The organism is Acidovorax sp. T1 (assembly GCF_002176815.1).
Classification (GTDB): Bacteria; Pseudomonadota; Gammaproteobacteria; order Burkholderiales; family Burkholderiaceae_C; genus Acidovorax.
Genome location: NZ_CP021649.1, coordinates 76,347 through 89,062 on the forward strand (window position 1 = coordinate 76,347; position 12,716 = coordinate 89,062).

9 protein-coding genes are annotated in these 12,716 nt (G+C 62.2%); 5 read left to right on the forward strand and 4 right to left on the reverse strand.

Features of this window, described 5'->3' with window-relative positions; translation table 11 throughout:
• Positions 1-167 precede the first annotated feature (167 nt).
• The gene (locus tag CCX87_RS19375; protein ID WP_087743256.1) at positions 168-3,083 is read left to right on the forward strand and encodes a Tn3-like element IS1071 family transposase; all 2,916 of its coding nucleotides are present in this window, start codon (positions 168-170) and stop codon (positions 3,081-3,083) included.
• Positions 3,084-3,313: 230 nt separating this feature from the next.
• Positions 3,314-4,543, forward strand: coding sequence for a DUF4158 domain-containing protein (locus CCX87_RS19380; RefSeq protein ID WP_011805130.1), 1,230 nt, complete (start codon positions 3,314-3,316; stop codon positions 4,541-4,543).
• 72 nt (positions 4,544-4,615) lie between these two features.
• Here the strand turns inward: CCX87_RS19380 and CCX87_RS19385 are convergent, their stop codons facing one another.
• Entirely contained in the window at positions 4,616-7,258 is a 2,643-nt protein-coding gene (locus tag CCX87_RS19385; protein WP_087748559.1) for a heavy metal translocating P-type ATPase, read from the reverse strand.
• 178 nt (positions 7,259-7,436) lie between these two features.
• Here CCX87_RS19385 and CCX87_RS19390 point away from each other — a divergent pair, with 178 nt between their 5' ends.
• The gene (locus CCX87_RS19390; protein ID WP_011805132.1) at positions 7,437-8,723 is read left to right on the forward strand and encodes a sodium/hydrogen exchanger; all 1,287 of its coding nucleotides are present in this window, start codon (positions 7,437-7,439) and stop codon (positions 8,721-8,723) included.
• A 367-nt stretch (positions 8,724-9,090) separates the two neighbouring features.
• On the opposite strand, the gene CCX87_RS19400 is transcribed toward CCX87_RS19390, so the two are convergent.
• Positions 9,091-9,411, reverse strand: coding sequence for a copper-binding protein (locus tag CCX87_RS19400; RefSeq protein WP_067513095.1), 321 nt, complete (start codon positions 9,409-9,411; stop codon positions 9,091-9,093).
• Between the two features lie 390 nt (positions 9,412-9,801).
• On the opposite strand from CCX87_RS19400, the gene CCX87_RS21695 reads away from it, so the two are divergent.
• Positions 9,802-10,095, forward strand: a complete 294-nt coding sequence (locus CCX87_RS21695; RefSeq protein WP_049756471.1) for a MerR family DNA-binding protein — start codon at positions 9,802-9,804, stop codon at positions 10,093-10,095.
• A 10-nt stretch (positions 10,096-10,105) separates the two neighbouring features.
• A complete protein-coding gene (locus CCX87_RS19410; RefSeq protein WP_011805134.1) occupies positions 10,106-11,806 on the forward strand; it encodes a site-specific integrase in 1,701 nt (566 codons plus the stop codon).
• A gap of 12 nt (positions 11,807-11,818) precedes the next feature.
• Here the strand turns inward: CCX87_RS19410 and CCX87_RS19415 are convergent, their stop codons facing one another.
• Positions 11,819-12,148 carry a helix-turn-helix domain-containing protein gene (locus CCX87_RS19415; RefSeq protein WP_011805135.1) on the reverse strand — a complete coding sequence of 110 codons (330 nt, stop codon included), beginning with the start codon at positions 12,146-12,148 and terminating at the stop codon, positions 11,819-11,821.
• Entirely contained in the window at positions 12,145-12,528 is a 384-nt protein-coding gene (locus CCX87_RS19420) for a type II toxin-antitoxin system RelE/ParE family toxin (RefSeq protein WP_011805136.1), read from the reverse strand. The genes CCX87_RS19415 and CCX87_RS19420 overlap by 4 nt, the downstream gene beginning before the upstream one ends.
• Between the last annotated feature and the right edge of the window lie 188 nt (positions 12,529-12,716).

A 12,716-nucleotide genomic window follows, 5' to 3' on the forward strand; every position in this document is an offset into this window, starting at 1 on the left:
TCAAGCCTGTGCGTTGTTCAGTGGGGTCTCCTCGTTTTCAGTGCAATAAGTGACGGTACGCAAAGCTAGCACTGGCGCGGGGGTGGTCTGGGTAGACCGTTGATTTCATTGACTTTCCTGTTCGCTTTGTAAACGGGTATGGTGGCCTCCCACTTTTGAGGTTCACGATGCAGGGTTGGCACACAACGTTTTTGGGGATGCGTGGGCTCCCCCGCGATATCAGCGACTTCGAGATGAAGGCATTTTTCACCTTCGATGGTGCCGAGCGCGACGCAATCAATGCACGCCGAGGTGATTCCCACAAGCTTGGTCTGGCGCTCCATATTGGTTTCCTGCGCATGAGTGGGCGTTTGCTCGGTGCCTTTCGGGTAATTCCAGTAGCCTTGTGGCGCCACCTTGGCAACGAGCTTGGCATTGCAGCACCAGAAGTCGCCTCGCTGAGAGCCATGTATGAACGCGGGCGCACGCTATTCGATCACCAACAAGTAGCCTGCACGGTCCTTGGATTCCAGTGGATGAGCGAGCACCAGCGCCGCTCACTGGTACGTGAACTGCGCGACGAAGTGGCGCGCTGCGCCGACCGCGATCAGCTACTCGTGCGGGCGCGTCAATGGCTGTACAAGAACAAGCTGGTGATCGTGCACGAGCGGGCAATTCGGACACTGATTGCGGCGGCACTTGCCCAGCTTGAAGTTGAAACAGGCACCGCCATCGCCGCCAGCGTTGATCCAGCAACACTTGATCGCTGGCGAGCCTCAGTTTCAGAGCTGCGCCCAGATGGACAAACCCAGCAGAGTTGGCTATGGGCTGCACCGGCGAAACACTCAACCCGCCAAATCAGCGAGGTACTGGAGCGCATCGACCTGCTTTACACGCTGGACGTTCATAAGCACCTGGCAGACATCCCCGATCTCATCTTGCGCCGCTACGCGCGCCGACTTGTCTCCAGGCCGCCCTCAGCCGGAGCCAAGATCAAAGAGCCAGCGCGCACCGTGGAGGTCGCATGCTTTCTTCGGTATTGCCTGTTCACCACCACAGACCAGTTGATCCTTATGGTGCAGCGCCGGATCGCCGATCTGTGGCGTCAGGCTGCCGCCGATGTCCCCGCTACCGTCAATTGGGCCGCAATGTACAAAACGCTGCTCGGCGAACTTGTTGCCTTGAGCGCGCAAGGTGCGGTGCCAGATGCTGAGTTGCGTGCCCGTCTTGAAGCCTTGATCACCGAAACCCAGAAACGCAAACCACCGAGCAGGGCCTCCCTGGTCCGCGAGGGATTGATTGATGGAATTCGCCCCGTGCGGTCGTTGCTCGTCGCCATTGCAAAGCTGCCCTGGCAGGCCACCGGCGAGCATCCTGCCATCGAGTACCTTGCCAAGCTGCAAGCTTTATATCTCAAAGGATCCAGAAAGCTGCCAGTTGAAGTGGTGGCACCAAGTCTGGGAATGATCTGGCAGGTTTCGATCTCCAGCCCAGACCGGGAACGGGCGTTTCAGGCGTTGGAGGTGGCCACCCTGTTTGCCCTGCGCCGCGCGGTGCGCAATGGCTCGGTCTGGATTGAGCACAGCCTGAGCTTTCGGGGTCGTGCGCGCTTGTTCTTCACGGACGAGCGTTGGCAGGCAGAGTCCAAGAAACACTATGCCCGTCTATCGTTACCCAGCAAGGCTGCCACTTTCTTGAAGCCTTTGCTGGCCAGAGTAACTGCCGGTGTCGATGCGGTGGCCGCTGCAGCCCGCAGTGGCGTACTGCGCGTGGATGATGAACTCCATTTGTCGCCATTGCCCGCAGAGGACGAAGACCCAGAAGTGACCAAGCTGCGCGCGGCTTTGGATCACCGCATCGGTGAGGTTCAATTGCCGGAAGTGATTCTGGCCGTTGACGCCCAGGTGCGCTTTAGCTGGATCATGCTCGGACGTGAGCCGCGCTCTACCGACGAGCTGCTGATGGTCTATGCCGGCATCATGGCCCACGGCACCAGTCTGACTGCGGTCGAATGCGCGCGCATGATTCCGCAATTGTCTGCCACCAGCATTCGCCAGGCCATGCGCTGGGCGCGGGACGAACGGCGTCTGAGCCAGGCCTGCCAGGCTGTGCTGGAATTCATGCAGCGACACCCGATTGCCGCCACCTGGGGGCGGTCCGATTTGGCATCTTCTGACATGATGAGCATGGAGACCACCAAACGGGTGTGGCAAGCCCGGCTTGATCCTCGGCGCAACACACCTTCCATTGGAATCTACTCCCATGTAAAAGACCGGTGGGGCATCTTCCATGCGCAGCCCTTTGTGCTCAATGAGCGCCAGGCGAGCGTGGCCATTGAAGGTGTCATCCGCCAAGAAAAGCTGGAGACCAGCCAGCTTGCTGTGGATACCCATGGCTACACCGACTTTGCCATGTCACATGCCCGTTTGCTTGGTTTTGATCTTTGCCCGCGGTTGAAGGAACTCAAACAGCGCCACCTCTTTGTGCCACGCGGCACCAAAGTGCCCGCAGAAATCGCTGCGGTGTGCGAAGCCAATGTCGACGTCGCTTTGATCGAAAAGCATTGGGATAGTCTGGTGCACCTGGCAGCCTCGGTCATGAGCGGACATGCCAGTGCGGTGGCAGCTCTTGCGCGGTTCGGTTCTGCCGCCCAGGGCGATCCAATCTATGAGGCTGGCGTGCAATTGGGGCGGTTGCTGCGTACGGCGTTTTTGGCTGACTACTTTGTCAAGGACGCTTTCAGGAACGAGTTGCGCCGGGTGCTCAATCGGGGCGAGGCTGTTAACGCCCTCAAGCGCGCCATTTATACCGGCCGGATCAGCCCGGCGCAGGCCAAACGTGTCGATGAAATGCAGGCTGTGGCCGATGCGTTGAGCCTGATGGCCAACATCGTGATGGCGTGGAATACCTCACAGATGCAGGCGGTCCTGGATCGCTGGTCGAACCGCCGCCAGGTCATTCCACCGGAACTGATCGGGAAGATTGCGCCCACCAGGCTGGAGAGCATCAACTTGCGGGGTGTGTTTCGCTTCCCGGTTGACCGCTATGCTGACCAAATCCTGCCTTCGCGGCCAAATGCATCGATAACTGGCACCAATGGATGAAACCGACCACGGTTTGACGCCACGAATCGCAGATTTGAAAGTGAACAGGAAAGTCAATGAAATCAACGATCTACCAACACCACCTCCGCGCCAGTGCTAGCTTTTCGTACCGTCACTTATTGGGGTAGTCTCGGTTTCCGTGCAATTTCGGAATCCATCTCCAAATAAGCCTCTGGCGACAACAACTTAGCTGCGATTTATAGTGTTCCCCGGAGCGAAGGAGAACGCTGATGTCGAGCTACCGATACAGATTCGTAGGCTACGAAAAGCTGCCGTCTGGCATGAATGCGGATGACGTGCAGCTGCACTGCCGTTTACCGGACGAGTTGATCAGGGAAATTAGGAACAGTGGCTACGCGAAGCGCTACCACCTGGGACTGGCCGTGCAGCTGTCGTTCCTCGCGCTGACTGGCAGGAATGCCGATGCCGCGCTCAAGATGCCGAGTGCGATGTTGAAAATGCTGTGCGAGCAACTGGGCATCCACTCGACCGCGATTGCCTCCCTAAAGTCGCTGTACTCGAATGCCGACCGGACCATCAGCAACCATAGGGCTTGGGTTCGAGAACAACTCCTCTTCTCTACCTACGACTCTAACGCCGAGGCACGCTTGCAGGCAGCATTGTCCCAGCAGGCGATCGACGCCTCCTCCGTCGATGACCTCCTCGCCTGCGCGCAGGAATGGCTCTTCGGCAGCAGGATCGTCCTGCCAGGCCAGCGTGTGGTGCTCGACCTGGCCCGATCTGCGTTTCAGGTTGTCGAGAACCTGGCCCTGGCAACAATTCGAGCAGCGGTCACTCCAGTACGACTTCGCGCGGTGCTCAAGGTCATGCACGAAGAGAGTCCGACTCCTGGCATCTCGTTGCTGGAGTGGTTGAAGCAATCGGCCGGCAAACATGGGGTGAAGGGCCTCAAAGAGGTGAACTCACGCATTGATGCTCTCAAAACACTGGGCGTGCACCTGTGGGACCTGCAAGGGCTCTCGATTGGGCGCATTCATGCGTTCGCCCAGGCCGTGGTCAATCGGCCGCCCCCCGAAACCGCCCGCCGCATCGAGGGTACCCGCTCGATCGAGATCGTGTGCTTTCTCAAACACCTGCTCGGCGAGCTTAGTGACGAGGCGATTTTTCGGAACAACCGGCACACCAACGACATCGTCCGCTCGGGCACCAAGCGCGTCCAGGCCAAACAGGCACAGCGCGCAATCGAGTACCGCCATTCCATTGAATCGATGCGGGACATTGCTGCTGACAGCGCGCGCGATGCCCATGAACGGCTGGCAGCCATCACGGCGTTGGCCGATGACATGCTGGGCCGTCCGCCCGTCAGCCATGCTGAGGTTGTCAGGGAAACCTTGACCGAGCAGAGCACACGCGTTCGCACGGTCCTTGATGGCATGAACTGCCTGGACCTGCGGGGAGATCCCGAGCACGCCGACGGTAAGCCGCCAAGGCCGACATGAAGGCAGAAAAGAAGGCCGAGAAGGCCGTACCTGCGAAGGCGGCAAACGCGAACAAGGGCTAGCGACTCGGTCTCAGGAGGCAGCGGTGGGCGCTGCTTGCGGAACCACGGCGCCGACGGAAGGCACACCTTCGAATGCGAGCAAGCGCAGCGCGTTGACGACCACGAGCAACGTCGATCCTTCGTGGAACAGAACAGCCGTGCCAATGTTCAGCCCAAAGATGGTTGCCGGGATCAGCACGGCCACAACCCCCAAACTCACCCACAAGTTCTGGCGGATCACCCGCGCCGTGCGCCGCGACAGCGCGACCGCGAAAGGCAACTGGCTCAGGTCGTCGGCCATCAGCGCCACGTCCGCGGTCTCCAGCGCCACATCTGAGCCGGCCGCGCCCATCGCAATGCCCACGGTCGCGTTCGCCATGGCCGGCGCGTCGTTGACCCCATCGCCCACCATCGCGACCCTTCCCTTCTCCAGCAACTTCTTGATGGCATCCACCTTGTGTTCCGGCATCAGATCACCCTGCGCTTCGGTAAGGCCGACACTCTGCGCCACGGCTTCGGCAACGCGCTGGTTGTCGCCAGAGATCATGATCAGGCGCTCGATTCCGAGCTCCTTGAGGGCTCGCATCACGCCCGCTGCGGCCGGCCGGGGCGTATCCATCACGCCGAGCACACCCAGGTAGCGCTCTCCCAGGCGCACGACCATGGTCGTGCGTCCCTGGGCGATGAGCGCCTCGTTGGCGCGAGCCACCTCCGGCGGCATTGGCGCCCCGCCGATCTCGGAAAACATGGCGGCCTTGCCCACATGCAACATTTCCCCGGCAACTCGTGCCGATACGCCCCGGCCAGTGATGCTCTGCACCGATTCGACGCCGGGTTCGGGGCTGCCCGAGGTCAGTCGCTTTTGTGCGCCTTCGACTATCGCGGAGGCCAGCGGATGGTCGCTGTGCCGCTCCACCGCCAGCGCGACCGTCAGCAACTCCGATTCGCTCGAACCGGGGCCGGCAACGACGTCCGTCAGCCGGGGCTTGCCTTCCGTGAGTGTCCCCGTCTTGTCGAACGCAATCGCCGTCAGGGTGCCCAGGTTCTCCAAAGGGCCGCCGCCTTTGACCAGCACGCCGCTGCGCCCGGCGCGAGCCACGCCGCTCAGCACGGCACTAGGCACCGAAATCGCCAGCGCGCAGGGGCTTGCCGCCACGAGCACGGCCATGGCCCGGTAGAAAGTGGTGCTGAACGGCTCGTCGATGACGAAGCCGGCGAACAGCAGAAGAACCACGCCAATGAGGATGACGGGAACGAAAATCCGTTCGAACTTGTCGGTGAAATTCTGCGTGGGTGAGCGCTGCGTCTGAGCTTCGGTGACCAGCTTGACAACGCGTGCCATCGTGGACTCCGTCGAGGCACGGGCCACCATGACTTCGATGGCGCCCGGTCCATTGATCGTGCCTGCGAACACCTTGTGCAGTGCGGCAACCTTCTCGAACGCCCGCAACGCCGCCTGGGAATCGTCGACCGGCCGCTTGTCCACGGGCACGCTTTCACCGGTGACGGGGGCCTGGTTCACGCTGGACTCGCCACGCACCACGAAGCCGTCGGCGGGCAGCCGCTCGTTCGGCTTGACGAGCACCACGTCGCCCACTACGAGTTGCGCCACCGCGACCTGTTCCATGCTGCCGTCGGGCCGTTTCACCAGCGCAGTTTCGGGCGCGAGCTTGGCCAACGCTTCAATCGCCTTGCGTGCCCGCCCCATGGCGTAATGTTCCAGCGAGTGGCCAAGACTGAACAGGAACAGGAGCAGGCCTCCTTCGGCCCATTGACCGAGTGCGGCTGCGCCCGCGGCGGCAACGAGCATCAGCGTGTCGATCTCGAAGCGCTTCGCGCGGATGTTCTCGATCGCCTCTTTAAGCGTGTAGTAGCCGCCGAAGACATACGCGGCGACGTAAAAGCCCTTGCTGACGAGTTCGGGCGCGAGGTCGCGCCACGCAAGCAGCCAGCCGATGAGCACCATGAGGCCCGCCAGCAACGCAAAGATCAATTCGGACTTTTCTCCGAAGGGCCCGCCATGGTCATGGGCATGGCCCGCGCCGGCGTGATCCGCATGGTCGTGGTCATGGTCCTTCCCGTCGGCATGGTCATCGTGACCGTGCTCGGCATGCGCATGACCCTGGTGCGGCGTTGGCGCGTCATCGTACGCATGGCCGCCCTCATGCGCATGGCCGTCGTGCGAATGCACGCCTTCACCGTGTTTCGCCGGGGCCGAGCTCGCTGGCTTCAGGGGAAGCCCAAGCATTTCGAGTTCGGACCTGACCTTCGCTTCATCGACCAGCGACCGGTCGAATTCGATGCGAACGGAACCCGTGGTTGAAACTTCCGCCTCGACCACGCCCTGGAGTGCGGAGATCTTGTCGCTCAGGCGCCTCGCGGCGCGCGCGTGCTGGGTCGATGTGTGGAACGCCAGATGCGCGAAGCGTTCGCCCAGCTCGGCGCCCGATGAGGCAGCGAGTTCGCGCACACGCTGCAGCGAGATCGTGTCGGGCCGGTAGTGAATGCACAACTGAGGCGGCTGCGAACCCCCGGCGTTGGCAACATGCACCTCACTGATGCCGTTGCGACCTGAAAGCAGCGAGATGAGCCGCGCCACGCACAGGTCCTTGACATCTTCCACGCCGGATAGAAGGACGGGAATGTCGAGGCGGATTTTTTCGGCTTTGGCCATGGGTGCACTCCGATTTTTGTTGTCAAGCTGCTGGGCTACTATGCAGCTCCAGCCGTTGTGAACAGTGGATTATGAGGTCGAGTTATCAGTCAGGCCCGCCGAGGGCCCCACAGCAGACAAGCTCGTGGGTAAGATCGGCTGCCGGGCCAAACCCGCCAACGTACTGCGAAGCACAACAATGAGAAAGTTTCTTGTCCTGCTGGCCATTGCCATTGCCGCGATTGTCCCGGCCGCCATCTTCCGGATCAGCGGATGGCGCCCCAATGCTGTCGTGGACACGGCCGTGTTCGGGCTCGCCGTGCTGGCGGCCGGCTTCATGCTCTCGTGGGGCGCCGAAGCCGCAGAGAAGCGCATTTCGCAGGGCCTCATACTGGCTCTCGTCGCACTCATCACAGTCCTGCCCGAGTATGCAGTCGACATGTACTACGCGTACCAGGCTGGCAAGGCGCCTGAGTCGAACTATGTGCACTATGCCGCGGCCAATATGACAGGCGCCAACCGGCTGCTGGTCGGCGTGGCGTGGCCTCTCATGGTGTTCCTTCATTGGTGGCGCACCCGCAAGCGCACCATCGAACTGGCAAGCGTGAACGTGCTGGAAGTGGGTTTCCTATTGGTGGCCAGCGTCTACGCATTTTCGATCGTCCTGAAGAACCGCATCAATCTGGTTGACACGGTCATTCTGGTCCTGATTTTCGGCACCTATCTTTGGTTCACGAGCCGGCTGCCGAAGGTGGAAACGGGCCTCGAAGCCGACGATGAGCCCGGCCCGGCCGCGGCGCTGTCGGAGCTCTCTCCGCGAAAGCAGTGGGCCTGGATGGCCGGGCTGGCGATCGTCGCCGCGGGCGTGATCCTGGCGGCAGCCGAGCCGTTCGCTGAATCCATCGTCGCCTCAGGGCGCATCCTGGGCATCGACGAGTTCCTGCTGATCCAGTGGCTTGCACCCTTGGCGAGCGAGGCGCCGGCAGTCGTCATCGCCATCCTGTTCGTCCTTTCGGGGCGCGCCGAGGGCGGGCTCACAACTATGATCAGCGACAAGATCAACCAGTGGACCCTGCTGGTGGGCATGCTGCCGCTGGCGATGAGCGTCGGCGCCGGAGCGATTGCGTCGTTGCCGCTGGACGCGCGGCAGCACGAGGAATTTTTTCTGACCGCGGCACAGTCGCTATTTGGAGTGGCTTTGTTGCTCCGGTTGCGCTTCAGCCTGCTATCGGCAGTCGTGCTGGCGGCCCTCTTTTCGGTCCAGATCGTTCTCGCCTTTGTCTATCGCGCGGATGCCGCCAAGGCCATCGCTTCGCTGACCATGCTGGGGTGGTTGTACCTCGGTCTCGCCGCCGTCCTATTCATGCTGTCGGGGCCGGCCGCCTGGCGCGCCGTCAGGAAACTGGAGGCCACGATTCATGGGCACGATCCGCAGGCGGCGGCACGCCGGGGGTCAGGTCCTGATACCGTCGGGCGCAACGGCTGAGTAAACGCGCTACCGCCAGCTCTTCGCAATTTCGGGATGCCGTCCTACCACCCAGGAAGTGCAGTAGCGCTAAGGTTGGCCCTTCAATCCAAGGAGCAAATCATGGCCAATCAACCCGCCGAGAAACCCGGCCCCCATCATCCGCACCAAGGCCACGTTCCAGGTGATCTGGATCCCCAAGGCCACCGCGACAAAAGCGCTCCACCAACAGGCACAACGGAAGAGCCTGGCGCCCATCATCCGCACGAGGGCCACAAACCCGGGGACCTGGACCCGCACGGACACCGCGATACGTCGGGCGGACAACAGAGGAAGTAAGCTGCTTACGCAGCACTTGAGCGAGGCGGCGAGTCCGCCTCGTTGCGTTTCAGGATGGCACGTAGATCAGTGCCGTCATTCTCAGGCTGAGATCGAACCGATCCGCCTGAAAGCGGACCCGGTCCCCGTCGCGCCTGCCAATCAGCCACTTCGCCTCAACGAACCTGAAGGTCGTCGTCCCGGCCCGAAGGTGCAGATAGGGAATGGCATCGTGCTGCAGGGTGATCTTGCCTGCCTCGTGATCGATCTTGACGATCCGGCCAGAGATGAAGTCGCTGGCGGAAGGCTCAGCGATGCACGCCGCGGTCGCAACCAGCGCCAGTCCAAATCCCACAACCCATTTGCGGCGCGTCAAATGCAAGGTATCCATGGCTAAGTTCCCCCGTTGCGACAGGGGCGAGCACGTCTCGAGAGTCGCTCGGAAAGGGGTTTTTGTCTGCTCGTCACGTGCCATCGCATGGTACAGCCCTTTTCGCCGAGGGACTCCCCAGTTGCACAGGCATTGCCGCTACGCTAGCCGCCGTCGCGGTCTCACCGCGCAGGCGCACTCCTACAGCTGAGGCACAGTTGAGCGATGTTGAAAACAAAGCGATTCGCTCCAAGTCTATTTTCTCGTGCAATACCAAGGCCAGGAAAAAGCCCACCAAAGCAGCCGCATAGCGCCCGGCACATCCGGATGCTTCGAGCTTGGCAATGGCACGGGTACTCGCCTAATGAGCAATATTGCCAATCCAAGAAATAGCCAAGCAGTCGACAGGAGTTGGACGATCGTCTTGAAGTTGTCGTCGATCACCCGCATGACCAATACACCGGCGAGGACATCCACCAGCTGCGCTTCATTTGCTTGTGCCGGGCGATGGACATGTCGCTCGAAGAGGTTCGAACACTGCTGAGCTTGGCTTTGCGCAGGAAAGCAGATTACCGAGCGGCGAATCTTGCACTGAATGAGCACATCGGTCATGTCCGCACCCACCTGCATCGGCCTCATGACGCGTTCATTGACGATGCTATTGAGATAATCTTTCTTATCGCAATAGCCATGTCGATCCACTAAACTGGCGATCGTGAAAAGTACCCGAGTCTCCAAGCCGGCGAATGCGGAAAAGGAATTCCCCGGCACCGCGGCCCTCGCGGCGCTGCGCGCCTGGTACGCGGGCCTGGGTGCGCGAGCGGCCGTTGCCCAATATCTTGGGGTGGACAGGGCGGACGGCCAGTCCTCTCGCGCAATGCTGGGCGACATCCGCCGGCAGCTGACCAAGCATGCGCGCCAGCGGCACCGGGAAGACCTGGCCAGCCTGCTCGAACACTCGGCGGCGGAACGCGCGCAGCGCGCCCGCGCCGTGATGGATGCGATCGAGACGCTGCGGCATCTGCCGGTGCCCGCGCCCATGGTGACGGACGACCTCGAGCGCTGGCTGCCGGCGCGTGCCGCCGGCGCCATGAAAGCCCATGGCTTCAAGACCCTGGCCGATCTGACGGTGCGAATTCCGCGGCGCCGGCGCTGGTGGACGGGCATTCCCGGCTTGGGCGCGGCCAGCGCCAGGCAGATCGAAGCCTTCTTCGCCGCGCACGCGCACCTCACGCAGCAAGCCCGCGCGCTGGTGCCCATCGGCGCTCAAGATGATGTGGCGCCCTGGGAAAGGCTGCGCGTGCCCCATGAGGTCGACGGCTCGCGGGGCACCTTCCGCGCACCCAAGGCCACCTGCACGCTGGACGCAAACGACGACTACGAGGCGGTGCAGGCTTGGCTGGCGCTGCACGAATCGGCTGCAACCCAGCGGGCCTACCGCAAGGAGGCCGAGCGGCTGATTCTGTGGGCCGTTGTGGAGCGCGGCCGGGCGCTGTCCTCGCTCACCACAGAAGACGCGGTCGCCTTTCGCGCCTTCTTGCGACACCCAGCGCCCAGGGCCCGCTGGATCGGCCCGGCGCGGCCGCGCTCGTCGCCCGAGTGGCGGCCGTTCATCGGTGGACTGTCAGCCCGATCGGTGGCCTACGCGCTGTCGGTGGTGGGCGCCATGTTCCGCTGGTTGATCCAGCAGCGCTACCTGCTGGCCAACCCGTTCGCCGGCATCAAGGTGCGCGGCGCATCGCGCTCCGAATCGCTGGCCGTCACCCGGGTCTTCGGCGAAGGCGAATGGTCAGTGATCCAAGCGGTCGCCGAAGGCCTGGAATGGGGACATGGATGGCAGGCACCGGCGGCGCAGCGCCTGCGCTTCGTGCTGGACTTCGCCTACGCCACGGGCCTGCGCATCGGGGAGCTGGTCGGCGCCACGCTGGGACAGATCGAGACCGATGCGCATGGTGATCGCTGGCTGCACCTGGTGGGCAAGGGCAGTAAGGCCGGCAAGGTGGCGCTGCCGCCACTGGCTTGTGCGGCGCTGGACCGGTATCTGATGCAGCGCAAGCTGCCGATCACGCCCGCGCGATGGGATCCGCTGGCACCGCTCATTGGCAGCCTCGATCAAGAGAGTACAGCGGGCATCACCGCGACGCGGCTGTGGAGTGTGATGCGACGCTTTTTCACAAAGGTCGCCGAAGTCATTGAGAAGGACAGCCCGGCCACGGCCGAGAAACTGCGCCGTGCCAGCCCACATTGGATGCGCCACACCCATGCTACGCATGCATTGGCGCGCGGGGCCGAATTGACCACCGTGCGCGACAACCTGCGGCACGCATCGATTTCGACGACCTCAATCTACCTGCACGGCGACGAGGTTAAGCGGGCGCGGGAGATGGGGGAGGCTTTCGCAGCCCGGCGATCTTGACGGGTCGCAGCGTCAGGCGAACTGCAGCTCGATCTTACCGGCACGCCGCCGTACTGGACCGACCACGATCTTCACGTCATGCCCCAGCTTGGCCACCAGTTCCAGCAGCTTCGCCTCGCTGACCCCGCGAAACTGGCCGCGCGTGATGCGGGAGATCTTGGACTGATCGATTTCCAGCAGCGCGGCGGCTCCCTGTTGCGTCAGGCGTCGCGCCTTGATGGCGCGGGCAATCTCAGCCGCGAGCTGCGACTTGCGCTGCATTTCCGCAGCGTCGGCATAGCCCAGGTCCGCGTAGACGTTGGTGCTGCCTTCTTCGATGGTGATGTGGCTGTTCTGGCTCATCGCTTTACTCCTTGCTTTGCTTGCCAAGCCTCAAAATCCTGCACCGCAGCCTTCAGCCGTGCCTTGATCAGGTCCAGGTCCTCCTTCGGCGTCTTGATGCCGCTCTTGGACTTCTTCTGAAAACAGTGCAGCACATAGACCCAGCCCGCGAACTTGACCGTGTAGACCGCCCGGAACGTGTCGCTCCGGAAATCCTCGACCACTTCCAAAACCGCGGCGGAACCAAACCCGCTCAGCGCCTTGGCGTCCGGGTGCTTGCCACCGGCTTGCGCCAGGTCGATCGCATGGCCGAACACGTCTTGGACGTCCTCGGGCATTCCGTCCAGATCCCGCTTGGCCGAGCCGACCCATTTGAGCGGTTTGCGCGGCTGGGTGGACATTAGTGGTGATTATGCCAATTTAGGCATAGACCGTCAAACCGAACTGAGCCCGGTGGGACGATGGCGGTGACATCTGATGAAAGGGAGCCGCAACCCTCAAAGCGCACCAATCTGCACGCAAAGGACGGCGCGCCGGAAATTCAGATATTCACAAGTGGTTGTTTTTGAAAGAACTTTTTTCGCGAAGC

What these genes read in the sequence shown, in the direction of transcription:
- CCX87_RS19380 (WP_011805130.1), top strand. Translation starts at nt 3,314, where the DNA reads ATGTCGAGCTACCGATACAGATTCGTAGGCTACGAAAAGCTGCCGTCT.
- CCX87_RS19385 (WP_087748559.1), bottom strand. Translation starts at nt 7,258, where the DNA reads ATGGCCAAAGCCGAAAAAATCCGCCTCGACATTCCCGTCCTTCTATCC.
- CCX87_RS19420 (WP_011805136.1), bottom strand. Translation starts at nt 12,528, where the DNA reads ATGTCCACCCAGCCGCGCAAACCGCTCAAATGGGTCGGCTCGGCCAAG.
- CCX87_RS19400 (WP_067513095.1), bottom strand. Translation starts at nt 9,411, where the DNA reads ATGGATACCTTGCATTTGACGCGCCGCAAATGGGTTGTGGGATTTGGA.
- CCX87_RS19415 (WP_011805135.1), bottom strand. Translation starts at nt 12,148, where the DNA reads ATGAGCCAGAACAGCCACATCACCATCGAAGAAGGCAGCACCAACGTC.
- CCX87_RS19390 (WP_011805132.1), top strand. Translation starts at nt 7,437, where the DNA reads ATGAGAAAGTTTCTTGTCCTGCTGGCCATTGCCATTGCCGCGATTGTC.
- CCX87_RS19375 (WP_087743256.1), top strand. Translation starts at nt 168, where the DNA reads ATGCAGGGTTGGCACACAACGTTTTTGGGGATGCGTGGGCTCCCCCGC.